Raw genomic sequence first — 14,651 nt, forward strand, 5'->3', positions numbered from 1 at the left:
GTAATCTGCGTATCGTATTGCTACAATACGCGCAACCAACAAAGGACTATTGCATTTTGGACAACTCTCCCAGCTTGCTCGCGCTTCGCCTGTTTGTGCGTGTTGCCATGACCGGCAGCTTTATCGAGGCCGCACGTTTCTTCAGCCTGCCCGCCTCCTCGGTATCCCGGCATATCGCAGCTCTGGAAACACAGCTAGGCCAGCGCCTATTGTTTCGGCATACCCGTGCAGTCCGTCTGACGGACGCGGGAGAACGCTATTATCAGGATGTAAAACAGATACTCGACAACCTCGAGCTAGCCAACGAGCAGGTCAGCGGCGGCGCCAGCGGCCCGCGCGGACTATTACGCATCAATGCGCCTGTGGCCTTTGGTCGACGGCATATCGCTCCGTTGCTGGCAGCACTGCAATCGCAGTACCCGTTTCTGAATATCGAGTTGACCTTGAGCGATGCCTTTATCGACCCGGTGCAGGAGGGAGCCGATGTGGTAATCCGCGTCGGCGCGCTGCGCGACTCCAGTCTGGTGGCGCGTAAGCTGGCGCCGCAGCGCTTTTTTGCCTGCGCGGCGCCAGCCTATATCGAGCAGCACGGAGCGCCCGCGCACCCGGATCAATTGGCGCACCACAACTGCCTGGTATACAAGGGAACACGCGGCATTCAGCCTTGGTACTTCCGCCAGCAGGCAGCGCCTGAGCTGTTTCAGCGCTATGACGTTAAAGGCAACCTCTATGGTAACAACGCCGAGAGCCTGGTTGAGGCAGCGCTGCAGGGGCAGGGTATTGTGTTGTTTCCTACCTGGCTGCTGTATGAGGCACTGCGCGAACGCACGCTGCTACCCATCCTGACTGCATTTGAAGCGTCCGGGGAGCCGACACTGGAGGGCATTCATGTGATCTATCCGGAAAATCGCCTGCGCTCATCAAAGGTCGCTGCTTTTCTGCAGCATCTTTTCGAGCAAATACACGAGCGCCCCTACTGGGATGACTAACCCGTTATGGGGTGAGCCCATACCTGACCGCCCGAGCCGCTCTATCTGTCGGATGCACAATAATTCTGCGCACTATCTGTCAGGTGCCCAAACCCCGGATCGTAAATAAAAATAGGCCCAATAGTCGCTTGACCGCATGGCTGTCACTGCCTAGGGTGGCGATCGAAATTTCCGCCGAGGCCTTCATGACCGACCGTACCAAGCTGCCCCCAACAGTCTACCTTTTGGGCCTGACCATCTTTTCGTTAGTCACGGCTGAATTCATGGTCGCCGGTATGATGCCCGCCCTGGCCGAATCCTTTTCCGTTAGTCTTGCGCAAGTCGGCAACCTTATCGCCTTTTATGCCTTAGGTATGGCACTGGGTGGACCACCTGTTACCGTCATGCTGCTGGCCCGACGCGTGAGTAACAAGCATGCTCTGGTATCGCTGCTGGCTGTCTATGTATTCGCTGGTGCACTTGCAGCTGCCGCGCCCACCTACCTGATACTGGCGATAGCACGCTGCATCATGGGGGTTTCCAGCGCCGCCTGCATCGGCTTATGCATGACCATCTGTGCGGGCATGGTATCGACAGAAATGCGCGGCCGGGCGCTATCGGTGGTGCTGGCCGGGCTGATGTTGTCACCCGTCGCCGGGGTACCCATGACCGCTTGGGTAGAGCAGCACTTTGGCTGGCGCGCCAGCGGTTGGCTGGTGGTGGCACTGGCACTTATATGTACTGGCTTGGCGGCCAAGCGCCTGCCAAAAGTAAAACCCGGCAGCGAACCGCCGCTAAGCAGCCAGTGGAGCGCACTTAGAAGCACCCAGCTATGGGGCGCCTATATCACCAGCGGCTTGATCATTGGCTCGACCTTCGCCGCGTTCAGCTATTGCACCCCTATTCTGATTGACGAAGTCGGCGTCAAACCAAGCCACGTTGCTCCCCTGCTGGCGGTCTATGGCATAGCCAACCTGATAGGCAACATGTTTGTCGGGCGCATTGCCGACCGGCACACCATGCCTGCCCTCGGCTGGGGCCTGGCGTTGATGGCCCTGGCTCTGGGCGGCTTCGCTCTGGCCGGTGACCTGGTATGGCTTAACCTCGGCTGTTTCGTTTTGCTCGGTCTGACCGGCGTCGCGCTCAACCCCGCCATGGTCGCCCGCGTGATGAAAGCGGCGGAACCCAGTGCCTTGGTCAATGCACTGCACACCTCGGTCATCACCGCGGGACTTGCCTTCGGCAGTTGGGCTGGTGGCGCCGTAATCGAACAGGGTTATGGCCTGCGCGCGCCGCTGTGGGTCGGCGCGGCCATTGCAGTTGTGGGTTTGCTAAGCCTCTGGCGTCCGGTGGTGTTTCGAGCAAAGGCAGAGGTTTGTACCTGAGGACTTCCGCGCTGCTAGTCAGGCCGGGCTGACCAACCAATGCACTTGCCCATGAACCGCGTATTAGCCCCGCAAGGACGCGGACGCCAACGCATCGCGGGTCCCGAAGACGCGGACCAACTCATCGACCGTAGTCAGCCCCTCTCTTACCAGGCGCGCGCCGGTATCCCATACCGGCACATGGTTTGCTTCGGTCAACAGGCCCTCCAGCCGCGCGCGACTGCCGCCCTCTTCGACCCAACGCGCCAGCGGCGCATCGAACACCAGCATTTCATACACCGGCACCCGACCATGGAAACCGGTATGTCGGCAGTAGTCACAGCCCTCGCCACGCATGTGCTGCACGCCCGCCAGTAGCGCATCCAGACCAGCGGGAATTGCGTTCGGCGTTGCCGCAGGCGTTTTGCACTGCGGGCAAAGGCAGCGCGCCAGGCGCTGGTTGATGCAGCCGATAAGCGTCTCGGCCAACGCCTGCGGAGCAATACCCAGCGCCATAAGCCGACCGACCACACCAGATACACTATTGACGTGCAGTGTCGACAATACCAAGTGGCCGGTTTCTGCCGCACGGATAGCCGCTTCCGCGGTTTCCGCATCGCGGATTTCACCCACCAGCATGATGTCCGGATCATGCCGCAGAAAGTGTCGGATAGCGGTGTCGAAGGTGTAGTTCGCCTTGCGGTTAACCTGGGTTTGCGAGGCCACCGGCAACTCGTACTCGATCGGATCTTCGACGGTCAGAATACTCTTGCCGGTCATACCTAATGGACGCAGTCCGGCATGCAATGTGGTGGTCTTGCCCGAACCGGTCGGGCCCGTCATCAGGAAGATGCCGTGTGGCTGCTGAAACAATGCCTGCAGGCGCTGCAGGTGCTCAGGCGCAAAGCCTAATTCCTCCAGCCCGGCAACCGAGACCCCTTTGGGTAACAAGCGCAGAACGACACTTTCGCCTTGTGGCGTAATGCTCGTGGAGGCGCGAATATCGTAGGTCTGATTATCGATGGTGACAGAAAAGCGGCCATCCTGCGGGCGCAGATTGTCGGAAATATCCATCGCCGCAATCACCTTAATAGCGGCCACCAGTCTCATCATGCCGCGATCCAGCGCGATGATCGGGACCAATACACCGTCGATGCGAAAGGCCATATGTAGTGACTGTGGTTCAGGCTGCAGATGAATATCGGTGGCGCGCTCGCTGACGGCCAGCGCCAGCATGTGGTTGATCAACTGATTGACCGGAAAAGAGCCCTGAGTATCCTGGCGAACCTGACGATACTCGCGCTCAAATTCGCTTAATACGGTGCGCTGGTTAGCTGAATACAGGGTTTCTATACGACGGGCTACCGCACTAAAGTCGCCTTGCCACAGGCGCGCGGGCAAGCCACTGCGACGCTGAATCAAACTTTGCGCACGTTGTGGGTCCGCATTACCGACAACGGCCTCCAAGTGCCCTGCGTGAACCCGCAATGGCAGCAAACCGTGGGACAGACAAGCGTCCCGCGTGAACAGCGCAACGACGCCAGGGTCAGATTCGGGCCACTCATCGGAGCCGATATAGGGCAAACCATGATGATCCGCCAGCACGCGGGCAAGGTCGCTTGCAGACACCAGGCCCAACCGAATCAGCATCTGACTCAGCGACTCACCCGTGACGGCTTGCTTTTGGCGCGCGTAGGCCAGCTGAGTAGGATCAAGAATTCCGAGCGACGTCAGCGTATTACCGAGTTCCGGAGCATCCAACGAGGCAGGTAAAGTATCCACGCGGCTCATCAAGGATCCATCAGGTAATAAGCGGTCAAGGTGACCACCTGTGATTCATCAAGGTTCCTGACCGACGTTTGCCCATAGCCCACGCGGTTATCCAGGCTCCACTCGCTGCTGCTGGTGCTGGTTTTGTCCGCCTCGCTTGCTTCCCTGAAGCTACCAAACCGCGCATCGGCATTACCGTCTACCAAGCGGTCGATCATACGCGCCAGATCGGGCGTCAAGCCTCTCAGAACCAACACATTCTTGCGCTGCACCACGTAGAGACCGGCGCTGCTACCCGGAACACTCCAGCTCACGTTGACAAAGCAGGCGCTGACATCCTGCGGGTTACCGTTGCTATCGAGGTAACCATAATGAGTTTCAAAACCCTCCGAGCGCCCAGGCGGCATGGCCACGCCGGCGGCATACATGGCGTTGCGCAAATCAAGACCGCACAGTTCGCTATCATCAGCGCCATTTACCTTGCCTGTGGGAGTGATCTGGCTGTCACCGGGCGCGACACCGACCCGATCAACATGATTGAGAAAGGCCATCTGCCAGCCACGCACAAAGCTGGTCGCCATGTGCTGATAGACCGTATTGCGCTGCAGGTTGCTGCCCAGGGTCAAGGCGCTAATTATCAAGGCGACGATAATCAGGGCAACGGACATTTCCAGGAGGGTAAACCCCCGTTGGCGAAAGCGGTTATGCGTAGTCATAAGAGTCTCTTTAATGTGTTACTGAGCCGATAGCGCATCGGTATCAGCGTTGACGACGTTAGCGCGCACGCTGTCATGCAAGTCATCCAGTTCGTCGATAAGATCGTCGAGTTCATCCAGCTGGTCACGCACCTGGTTCAGGTTCTGTACCGCTGTAACCTGGGTGGCTATTGCCGTGCCCACCAGAATAGTGTTGCCCGCAATGGCACCGATCGAAGCCCCTACAGCAGCTGCAGTAGCCCCCGCTGTATTGATAGCCGATGCTGTCGCGGTAGGCGCACTTGCCGCTGCAGACGCAACCGAGGCAGTTGCCGAAGCGATGGAAGCACCCGTCTGAAAGTTATCCGCAAATGCCATATCCTCGACCAACTCCAACTGGTCCCGATAGTCGCGCAGGGCCTGGCGGAACATAGCCAGGGTAGACACCACATTAGGATGGGCATGTCCGGCGGTCGCGAGCTGTGCCGAGCACTCCAGCTGCTCCCATAGCTGGTTGAAACGAACCGCACTGACGCTATCGTCATAATCGCGACTGCTACTGCGTAGCGGGTGCTCAAAAGCCAGGCCGGTCGCATTGGTGCCGTCGAATAGCGAGCCATTACCGTCGCGATCTGCCTGGCCGGGATCAACCAGAACATAAGCTACTGCTTCGCGGGAACCGCGATACTGCATATGCAAATACTGTGTGTCGGCAGTCGCGGTCTGCGCAACGCCCAGTGCCCGACAAAAATCCAGCGGTGTGCTGCTACCAAGCACGGCCAAACCCGACGTCGGCGGCAATCCGGACACCAGCGTAGGCTGCCAGCGGTCTGCCAGGGTCGTTAGACTCGTATCGTTCATCGCCACATTATCGCTACGCACATAAACGCCATACCGGTAGTCATAGCCATAGGCGTTACGGAGCGGCCCGCCGAGTCCAACCGACAGGTAAGGAAAACCACCGGCCACAGCGGGGCAATCTTCCAACCCGTCCTGATCGGCATCAGCACAGGGCAGTCTACCCGTCGCCAACGCAAAGCCAGCCAATGCGTCCTGGGTACTTGTTACGTCCGTTACCGCGGACTCCACGCTGGCCAGCCGACTCAACGACGGAATCAGTGACATGAGTACCGCAGCGATCAAGCCCATCACCACCAGTACTATCGAAAGCTCAATCAACGTCATACCCTGCTGACGATATACAGGCTTCATTGGAACCACCCCTTTGCATCACGGCTAAGCACCAGGGCCGAAGCCTTTTGCCGATAGGCCAACGCCGCATTACGCGCAACTTCGGCGGCATTGCGCTGCTGCACTGCTGTCGCCAGTTCGTCCTTTTTGCCAGCCACATCCTCAGCGCTACTTTGCAACTCAGTGACGATCATTGCCGCTGCGATCGCCGCATTGACCGACGCTACCGCTATGGCAGCCGCGCCTGTCGCACTGGCGAGGCCGGTAGCCAGGTCATTCAACGCCATCGCAGTGCCCGCGGCCGAGTTGAACAGCGCGATCGTCCGCTTCAACTCAGCCATATCCAGACTGGTTTCACGCACCGACTCACCAAACAGTCGAAAATCCAGATAAAACTGGTATGCACGCCAGGCGTCATATGCCGCGTTGGCATCTCGCGCAGCCGCGCTGACGCTGGCAATGATATGAGGACAATCAAGCCGTGCAGACAATTCAGCAAAACTGATGGCGGTTACCGTGTCATCGTAGTTATCGCTATCGCTACGGCCAACCGACTCGAACACCAGACCAGCTACATTGTTACCGTCCAGTGGCTGGCCATTGGCGTTACGATCCGCGCTACCTGGATCAACGAATAAAAAGGCCGGATTTACGCCAGCACTCCCCCCCAGCGCCAGCACACTGGCCTCGCCAGACTGGAGACCGCCAGACAAACCAAGCCTGAGCCCCTGACAGAAGTCCAACGCGTTGGTTGCCGTCGACACCTCACCACTGAGCAGCTTGGGCTGGTAACTGCTTTGCAGCGCGGTGAGGTTGGCTATGGAATGCTGGTATACCGCGTACACATAGGGGTAGCCGCTGTCGTTAACCAAAGGCTTACCCAGTCCAACGGTGCGATAGGGATATCGGCCGCGCCGAGTGCCATTGCAATTTTCCAAACCATCGCCATTGGCATCAGGGCAAGGAAGGCGGTCATGTTGCACGATAAAGCCAACGCTGGCATTGACCGCCAGCTTATTCTGATCAAGCGATGGAGCCGCACTCTGGACGCTGTCCAGTAAGCTCAACGTCATTGGCAGCATGGCAAACAAAAAGCCCAGGACCGATAAGGACAAGGCCATTTCCAGGAGACTAAAACCGGACTGTCGCTGCGTATTCATCGTACGGTTCCTTTCGAATCCAGTTGGCGCACCAAGTCATCCATACCACTGAAAATCGACAGTGGCCCGGAGCTGGTTCCCAGCGCCGCGCAGGCAGCAGCATCGTAGTACTGGCTAGCGCTATCGCAGAGTGGGTTAGAGTTCTGTGACGCTTGCAGGTCCGCGCAGGCAGCAGCATCGTAAGAAGGGCTGGCAATGTCGCATAACGCGTTGTTGCCAGCATTGCCAGCGCCACTTCCCGGCGCTCCAGCCTTACAGCTGTTGGTGCTGGGGTCATAGTCCTGATTGAACTGCAAAGCACAGTCCAGCGCGGCATAGCTGTCATAGGCCTTGTCTGCCTCACTACGCGCGTTTTCGGCAGCTGCGCGGAGCTGATCCAGCTCGTACCACGCATCACGATCAGCGGTGTAAGCATCAACATGCGCGTCGAACGCAGCCCCCAGATTGTCGCGTAAGGGACAGGGCTGGTTAGCCTGGCATTCAACGCTCGCCAGCAGGGCTTCGCGTGCTTCCTCGATGCGTTGTTGTGCTGACTCTTGGGCAGCTTGCGCATCAGCGGACAAATCAACAGGGTTACCGCTTCCATCGGTAATAGGGTTGCCGTCCCCGTCAACCAGGTCGACACCCGCTAAGTTTTCTGCCGACTGCTCCGCGCTGTACCACGCATCAATCGACGACTCGACGCCTATCACGGGATCTGAGGGGAGATTATCTGGGTCAATATCCCCCGGCCGCGGGAAACCATAAAGATTGTCGCGCGCCGCGGTCTGAGCGTCTGCCGGTAGAAGGCCAATCTGCGCCTCAAGCGCACCGCGACTTGCATCCGCATCGCTCTTGGGGCCAGCCTGATAAGCAGCTTCAGCCTGCGCATAAGCGCTCTCTGCCGCCTGCGCGTCAGCATTGGCCTGCTGATAGTCGGCAAAGGCTGAGTCGACCATGGCCTGCGTAATACCCAAGTCCGTATCCGCGGTATCGGGCGCACCTGCCTTGTCGGCGATATCGACGTACAACGCGGTAGCCGTTATCTGCAACCCCAACGCCGTGCCCGACAGCACCGCCGCCGCAATATTTAAACCCAGCCCAGTAGCCGCCGCCGCAGTGGCGGCAGTATAGACAGGGATCAAGGCACAGCCGAGAAAGGGGGGAATAGGACAAGTGGCTGTTACCCCAGCCAACAGTCCGATTGAGATACCTTGTACTTCCGAGGCACCTGATACCCCAGCCGCTGCCTGTGCAAGCGACCAGACGGCAAGTGCAGTACCTACACCATTCATCAGTACGCCTTGGTCTGCACTGTCCTGATTGGACTCAGCAAAGGCGATATTTTCTTCCTCAAGAGCAATGGCGTTCGCCGCCAGATCCAACGAGCGCTGAGCCACGTCGCAGTGCATCAGGTCAAAAAGTTCTATTAGGCCGCGTCCGCGAACACTATCGTCATAGTTATTGGAGATGGGGGTGCGCGGCGCGTTGAAACCGCTGGCACTGGCGCTATTGAGTCCGTCGTAGCGATCACCGTCGTTATCTGCATCGGCTTGGCCCGGACTGGCCAGCATGTAAGCCATACCGGCTCGCGTCGTGTCGTCGTAGCTAACAAAAAGGTGGCTGGTATCGACGGGGCGAGACGCCGCTGTTGCCAGCCCTACACACAAATCCAGGCTATTGCGGTTACCCAGATCATAGGCTGTGCTATCGGCATTGGTGGGTTTGAAGCGCTCGGCCGCGACGGCCAGGTCAGCGTCGATCGAAGCGTTGCGGTAGACACCATAGCGTAGCGCTCGGCCACCTTGCTCGCCCACCTCGTATCCGACTGCCGCGAGACCAAGCGTGCGGTAGGGCAGTGTACCCTTGGTCACGCCGGCGGCGCAGTTCTCAATCCCATCGGCGTCCGTATCCGGACACGGCAAACGCCCGTTCCAGGCAGCAAACTGGCGCAGTTGTTGGTCTGCGGCAGTCAGCGCAGCGTCCGTATTCTGCAGCGCCTGCTGGATGCTGACGTCCGTCGTTTTATAAAGCAGCGCAAACACCAGACCGGATAGCACAGCCAGCAAGGCGGCTAGCTCCAGCAAGGTGAAGCCTCGAGACCTGGGGTGGGGAGCGGAGGACATTAGCTTCATAACGAATCCTTTCAGCGAAGCTGGGTGCTTTGCGCGATGAGGTCGTATACCGGCAGCAGAAATACCACTACGACGAAAATGAACAGTCCACCCGCCAGCAACAGAATGACCGGCTTGATGACCTCCGCCAACGTAGAGACCAGGTGATTGAGTCGACGCCGATACTCATCGGCCAGGGTGCGCAATTGTCCGTCCAGGTTGCCGCTCTGCTCGCCAACGTTGATCAGGCGAATCATGAGCGGTGAAAAAACGCCGCTACGCTCCAGCTCGCGCGACAGCGAGTTACCCCGCTGCACCCCTTCACGCGCCTGCCGAATCGCCTTGCGATAGACCTCGTTGCGCGTCGCCTCCTCCAGAATAGCCAAGCCTTCCAATAGGTTAATGCCCGCTGCTACCAGAAGCGCCAGATATTCACTGATGAAGGCCATTGAGGAGGTGCGCACCAGCGTACGGCTAATCGGCAAACGATACGCCAACCAGAAAAAACCGGCGCGTACCCGCTGCACCCGACTAAGCAATAGCGGGAATAACACCAGGGCACACAGTACCCAGTAGCCATAAGCAGCAAGCAGCTCGCGCGTCCACTCCACACCGCGCATGACGCTCTGTGTCAGCGGCGGCAAGTGCGCACCCATCTGTTGAAACATATTGGCCAGATCCGGCAGCACGTAATACACCCAGAACAGGGCTGCGCAAACAATGGTGACTACAACAAAGGCAGGGTAAATCAAGGCGCGATACACATCCTGGCGCAGCGCGGTAATACGGCCCAAATGCTCGGCAGCATCCATCAATACGCGATCAAGGTTACCCGAGCGCTCGCCGATATCGACTAGATGGCGAACCGTAGCCGGTAGCTGATGCGAATAAAAAACCATACGTGAAGACAAGGTATTGCCCGCCTGCACGCCAGCAAGCAAATCGCGCGCCATCGACTTCAGGGCCGGCTGAGTAGCATCTTTGCTCAAGTCCTCCAGCGCCATATCAATCGGCAAGCCACTACGCAGCATCAAGCCGAGACTGTGCAGAAACTCGGCCAACAAAGGCAGCGCAATGCTGCGCCGCAGAAGCAAGGCGAACGAGTCAAAAAAAGGAATAACCCAGCTGGGCAGCACCGACAGGTGCAAGATAACCGCGTGCTCCCGTCGCTCCACCAATAGGTGCGCCGCACTAAAGTCGTCGACCGGCAATTTTGACAAGCCGAGCCGCGCTTTGCCCTGCGCGGATACTACGCGGTAAAACACATAGCGAAAGTTCAACGCATTCATTCGCTTGCTCCACCAATGCAATCGAGCAAGTAAGCCGTGTCTGCATCGGGCTGCCCGGTGGCGAGCAAGTCATTCTGCTTCTGGAAAAAAGCCAGCGCAGTAGCGGTGCGCGGCCCCATAACCCCGTCGATATCGGCTTCTGCCAACAGGCCCTGCTGAGCCAACGACTGCTGCAATGCGATGATAGCGCTGTCGTCAGCCCCGAAAGGCTGTGGCTGTGCCGGCAACGCAGAACGAAATAGCACTAGATTACCTTCAGACAAAGGATAACTTGTTTGCCCGTGGCATCCTTCCTGCCAATCCAGAGGCAAAAGTACCGCCAACCAAGGTTGCGTATCGCTTCGCTCCGGCAGCCACTGGATAACCTGCGACCAGTGCTCGGGCGGCGCCTCGCCAACAGCCAGAGGTGCATACCGGTCGATAAACTGTTGCCAGGCAAGCGCTTGCGGCTCAGGCTCGGCTTCAACCTTCGCAACAGCAACCGGCGCTACTGATGCCACCGCGGGTACCGGCTTAATGACAGCCCAGTCCGGGCGGACATCCAACACCACCAGGCCCGCGATCACCCCTATTGCTGCGACGCCAGCCACCAGCTTGGCGGCGTAAACGCCAGGATTCCGCTTGGCTTGAGGCTGAAAACCAAGCTCGTAGGCAGCAGTATTAACCAGGGCCGCAGTGATACGCGACGAGTCGCTCGCCGCCAAACCATAGAGGCAACGGTCAACCAGAATATGCACGCGGCGAATATAACCATGACTAAAATAGTGCAAGCGGCGGAGCGCACCCTGGTCAAGCGTTAGCGCCTGCGGACTTCCCGCCCACTGCAGGCGATGATGCAGGTAGGTATCGAGCTCGCTCAGCGTCAAGGGTGACAACTCCAGACGCAGTGCAATACGGCTGGCCAACTGACGCATATCATAGCGATCCAGCGTAAGACTGATCTCCGGCTGCGCCACCATAACGATCTGGAGCAACTTGGCCTGGCTTGCTTCCAGATTGCTCAACTGGCGTACCAACTCCAGACTGGAAACATCCAGACCCTGCGCGTCATCGAGGATAAGCACACAGTTATGGCCCGCATCTCGCTGCTGCAACAGCCAATCATTCAGGGCTTGCAGTAAAGACTCCAGGCTATCGCCTTGGGCCTCTATACCGAAGTCGCGATTGATCGCGCGCAACAACTCGGGGCCTTGCAGAAAGGTATTGAACACCAGAGCCGTGCGGGTTCCCTGACCTGCCAACCGCGTCAACAGAGCGCGAGACAGGGTGCTTTTGCCAACACCTACGTCGCCCGTGACCAGCATGAATCCCTTGCGCTGCTCGATGAAATGCACCAACTCGGTGAATTGCTGAGCCAATCGAGGAGAAAAGAAAATGCCGTGCTCGTCTGGCGTGACCGGAAAGGGGTTACGCACAAATCCGAAGTGCTGAAGATAGGCTGACAGGTGTACAGACGCATTCATCAGCGCCGCTCCATCATGCGCTGTAATGCACGCAGCGACTCATCATCAGGGTATTGCGCCAGCATTGAACCCACGCGCCCACGCGCCGAGGCCTTGCGACCCGCCTGCCAATCCAGCACTGACAGGTTATAACCCGCCTCGCGATCCTGCGGTAGTCGGGACAACACCCTGGTATAGGCTTGGCGCGCCAGCTCAGGACAGTCCGCACGCATGCAGTAATAGCCTTGCATTCTGGCAACCATCAAATGCGACTCACCCAGCGCCAGCCGCGTTTGCCCAAGCACTGCGTTAGCCTCCTCAAGACGGTCGGCAGCCAAGGCAGCATTGAATGATCTGAAGAGTTCTGCCGGATTCACCTTGGCAGGCGCCAGGGCCGGTTCAGGCGCAGCAGGTACAGCCCTGGTCTGAGCCGGCGCCTGGACTGCTGCTTCACTAGCGACCACAACCGCTGCGGAGGCGATAGTCGGGGCGACGCGGCGTACTGGCGTTTCTACCAGAGGCGGCGACGGCGGCGATGTGGGCAGTACAGTCCGATTCTGACGCGCAGCGGATGCACTGGCAGTAACAGCATCCTGGTCATTCGGCCGGTTCTGCACAGGCCTTGCGCCGACTGGCTTGACCACCCGATCCAGAACGGCACCAGACAAACGCGAGCCAGCCACGGGTTCTGATGACACAGAATCGGTGCTAACTGAGGCAACCGGGACTGGATCATGCTCAACCTGCTGTACTGACACTCGCGACTGCAAAGGCTGGAAGACCAGTACCACCAGCAAGCCCACCAGCAAAATCAGTACCGCGATCACCCAAGGCATTATCCAACGCGCAGGCGTCACGACGCTGCCGGACAGGGTAGGTTCCTGTGCCGGTTGATTGTCGTGCTGACGCAGCGCGTCGAATATCAGGCTCATGGTCTGCGCACTTACAGAATCTGAACGCGAAGGACAAGAACCAGCTCACGTGCAGAGGTCGATTCCGCCTGCCCGCCAAGGATCCCACCGACGAACGGAATGTCGCTAATACCCGGCAAGCCATCTTTGGTACGGCTACCGTTTTCACCGATCAAACCACCAATGATCACCATGTCACCGTCGTTGAGCGACAGGGAGGTAGTCATGCCCTTGAAGTCGACCCGTGGCAGCGAAATCTTCAGTGGGTTTTCGGTACTACCCACATCAACCAGCGCAAGCGAGTTCTCCTGCACCGACGTCTGCATCGGATTGATGGTGAGGTGAATAGAACCGTCTTGCGATACAAAGGGAATCACACCCAGCATGACACCGTCGAAGACGTTGGAGGTGACCACACTGGCCGTGGTTGCCAGCAGACCACCGCCGCCGTTCTGAGTATTGGAGCTGGACTGGGCGATATAGCGGATGTTGCTACCCACGCTCACCACCGCCGGCTGGGTATTACGTACCCTGATCGAGGGGTTGGAGAGAATATGGATAGTACCGAAGGTTTTCATCAGGTCGAGCCCGATGTTGTGATGATCGCCACCCTGAGCGATGCCCAGCGAAGGAGTACCTGCAGTACCCAGTGCCGTAGACGGAATCAATACGCTACGGCCAGCATTGATAGCATCTGGCACTGTGGTATTAATCGCACCCAGGGTCAACGGGTTAGAGGCGTAAGACAGAGCCGCATTGGCGCGCAATATGTTCCAGTCGACGCCGTAGCTGAACTGGTCGTTGAGTTCAATATCGAGAATCTGCGCCTCAATCAGCACCTGGCGGTTGAGCACCGATTTGTAGTGTTCAACCAACCGCCCAACGGCGGCCAACTGCGACGGACGACCGCGCACAAACAAGGTGCCGGTGGAGCGGTTGAGCATGTATGCCGGCTGCTGGCCACTACCCATGCTTTGCTCGAAAGGGTTGCGTTCGGCGCTGGACTCGCCGATCAGGGCAACCAGCATACGATCAATCTGTTCATAGGGGTTGACGTCATTCGTGTTGCGGCCAGAGACCGAAAAACTGCTGCGCAAGCCGCTGCTGCCCGAACCGGCACTGGCTGAAGATGCGCCGTCACCGCCGGTGCTGCTGGCACCAAAGACATCACCACCGGCGTTGAAATCGGCGGTGCTCATGGTCAGCAGAAAATCGAGATCAAAGACCTGCTCCTTGAACTCCTGAACCACCAGCATGTTGTTGTGCACTTCACCTGACAGGTCAAGCGACTTGGTAATTTCTTCAAACGCCTGGCTGGCTGGCACCGAGTTAAGCGACAGCGAGATCGTACGCGGATCACTCGACAGCGTGCCGGGTAGTACCAGGTTCAGTCCTGCCTGATCAGCAATGGCCTTGAGCAGGTTGCGCACGTCTTCATCGTTGGCCTGCAGAGAGACGTTGATGGCATCCAGCGGGTTGAAGCGCGGCACCATCGGCTCAAGCACCGGCGGCTGGGTCTGCTCCAGACTCTTTCTCAGCTCATCCTGCAGTACACGCAGCTTGTCCGATTCCTGCACAAGTCGTTCCTGCAGCAAGGGCTGAGAACGCTCATCAACAGCCTGTACTTTTTTGGCATCCACTTTGGAAGGGCCAACGCTACAACCGCTCAACGTTGTTGCCACAACTGCGCTTAGCCAGAAACTCCGTTTAAAACGAAGCGCAATTCTAGGGTCAAGATTCATGAGGCTACTCCTGGTACGCCTGATTC

The 14,651-nt window shown here is 58.3% G+C and carries 11 protein-coding genes; 2 read left to right on the forward strand and 9 right to left on the reverse strand.

Going from position 1 to position 14,651, the window contains the following annotated elements:
• The first annotated feature begins 56 nt into the window (after nucleotides 1-56).
• Complete coding sequence (locus tag EF096_RS06125) at nucleotides 57-989, forward strand: LysR family transcriptional regulator (RefSeq protein WP_123888743.1); 933 nt, start codon at nucleotides 57-59, stop codon at nucleotides 987-989.
• A gap of 185 nt (nucleotides 990-1,174) precedes the next feature.
• Nucleotides 1,175-2,353: an MFS transporter gene (locus EF096_RS06130; protein WP_123888744.1), complete on the forward strand. Its 1,179-nt coding sequence runs from the start codon at nucleotides 1,175-1,177 to the stop codon at nucleotides 2,351-2,353.
• 63 nt (nucleotides 2,354-2,416) lie between these two features.
• Here the strand turns inward: EF096_RS06130 and EF096_RS06135 are convergent, their stop codons facing one another.
• From EF096_RS06135 to mshL, 9 genes are read right to left on the reverse strand one after another with little or no spacing between them, the layout of a single operon-like run.
• Nucleotides 2,417-4,123, reverse strand: coding sequence for a GspE/PulE family protein (locus EF096_RS06135; RefSeq protein ID WP_123888745.1), 1,707 nt, complete (start codon nucleotides 4,121-4,123; stop codon nucleotides 2,417-2,419).
• Nucleotides 4,123-4,818, reverse strand: coding sequence for a type II secretion system protein (locus EF096_RS06140; RefSeq protein WP_123888746.1), 696 nt, complete (start codon nucleotides 4,816-4,818; stop codon nucleotides 4,123-4,125). The genes EF096_RS06135 and EF096_RS06140 overlap by 1 nt, the downstream gene beginning before the upstream one ends.
• 18 nt (nucleotides 4,819-4,836) lie before the next feature.
• Nucleotides 4,837-6,009: a type II secretion system protein gene (locus EF096_RS06145; RefSeq protein WP_123888747.1), complete on the reverse strand. Its 1,173-nt coding sequence runs from the start codon at nucleotides 6,007-6,009 to the stop codon at nucleotides 4,837-4,839.
• On the reverse strand, nucleotides 6,006-7,148 hold the full coding sequence (locus EF096_RS06150) for a type II secretion system protein (protein ID WP_123888748.1): 1,143 nt from the start codon (nucleotides 7,146-7,148) through the stop codon (nucleotides 6,006-6,008). The genes EF096_RS06145 and EF096_RS06150 overlap by 4 nt, the downstream gene beginning before the upstream one ends.
• Nucleotides 7,145-9,262, reverse strand: a complete 2,118-nt coding sequence (locus tag EF096_RS06155) for a hypothetical protein (protein ID WP_123888749.1) — start codon at nucleotides 9,260-9,262, stop codon at nucleotides 7,145-7,147. The genes EF096_RS06150 and EF096_RS06155 overlap by 4 nt, the downstream gene beginning before the upstream one ends.
• A gap of 11 nt (nucleotides 9,263-9,273) precedes the next feature.
• On the reverse strand, nucleotides 9,274-10,530 hold the full coding sequence (locus EF096_RS06160) for a type II secretion system F family protein (protein ID WP_123888750.1): 1,257 nt from the start codon (nucleotides 10,528-10,530) through the stop codon (nucleotides 9,274-9,276).
• Entirely contained in the window at nucleotides 10,527-11,993 is a 1,467-nt protein-coding gene (locus EF096_RS06165; RefSeq protein WP_123888751.1) for an ExeA family protein, read from the reverse strand. The genes EF096_RS06160 and EF096_RS06165 overlap by 4 nt, the downstream gene beginning before the upstream one ends.
• The gene (locus EF096_RS06170) at nucleotides 11,993-12,904 is read right to left on the reverse strand and encodes a tetratricopeptide repeat protein (RefSeq protein WP_123888752.1); all 912 of its coding nucleotides are present in this window, start codon (nucleotides 12,902-12,904) and stop codon (nucleotides 11,993-11,995) included. The genes EF096_RS06165 and EF096_RS06170 overlap by 1 nt, the downstream gene beginning before the upstream one ends.
• Nucleotides 12,905-12,915: 11 nt before the next feature.
• Nucleotides 12,916-14,625: a pilus (MSHA type) biogenesis protein MshL gene (mshL, locus tag EF096_RS06175; protein ID WP_123888753.1), complete on the reverse strand. Its 1,710-nt coding sequence runs from the start codon at nucleotides 14,623-14,625 to the stop codon at nucleotides 12,916-12,918.
• Between the last annotated feature and the right edge of the window lie 26 nt (nucleotides 14,626-14,651).

It is taken from the genome of Pseudomonas neustonica (assembly GCF_003797945.1).
GTDB classification, from domain to species: domain Bacteria; phylum Pseudomonadota; class Gammaproteobacteria; order Pseudomonadales; family Pseudomonadaceae; genus Halopseudomonas; species Halopseudomonas neustonica.

Bases quoted from the DNA above. Each gene is read 5' to 3' on its own strand.
- EF096_RS06130 (WP_123888744.1), top strand. From the start codon at position 1,175: ATGACCGACCGTACCAAGCTGCCCCCAACAGTCTACCTTTTGGGCCTG.
- EF096_RS06135 (WP_123888745.1), bottom strand. From the start codon at position 4,123: ATGAGCCGCGTGGATACTTTACCTGCCTCGTTGGATGCTCCGGAACTC.
- EF096_RS06140 (WP_123888746.1), bottom strand. From the start codon at position 4,818: ATGACTACGCATAACCGCTTTCGCCAACGGGGGTTTACCCTCCTGGAA.
- EF096_RS06145 (WP_123888747.1), bottom strand. From the start codon at position 6,009: ATGAAGCCTGTATATCGTCAGCAGGGTATGACGTTGATTGAGCTTTCG.
- EF096_RS06150 (WP_123888748.1), bottom strand. From the start codon at position 7,148: ATGAATACGCAGCGACAGTCCGGTTTTAGTCTCCTGGAAATGGCCTTG.
- EF096_RS06155 (WP_123888749.1), bottom strand. From the start codon at position 9,262: ATGAAGCTAATGTCCTCCGCTCCCCACCCCAGGTCTCGAGGCTTCACC.
- EF096_RS06160 (WP_123888750.1), bottom strand. From the start codon at position 10,530: ATGAATGCGTTGAACTTTCGCTATGTGTTTTACCGCGTAGTATCCGCG.
- EF096_RS06165 (WP_123888751.1), bottom strand. From the start codon at position 11,993: ATGAATGCGTCTGTACACCTGTCAGCCTATCTTCAGCACTTCGGATTT.
- EF096_RS06170 (WP_123888752.1), bottom strand. From the start codon at position 12,904: ATGAGCCTGATATTCGACGCGCTGCGTCAGCACGACAATCAACCGGCA.
- mshL (WP_123888753.1), bottom strand. From the start codon at position 14,625: ATGAATCTTGACCCTAGAATTGCGCTTCGTTTTAAACGGAGTTTCTGG.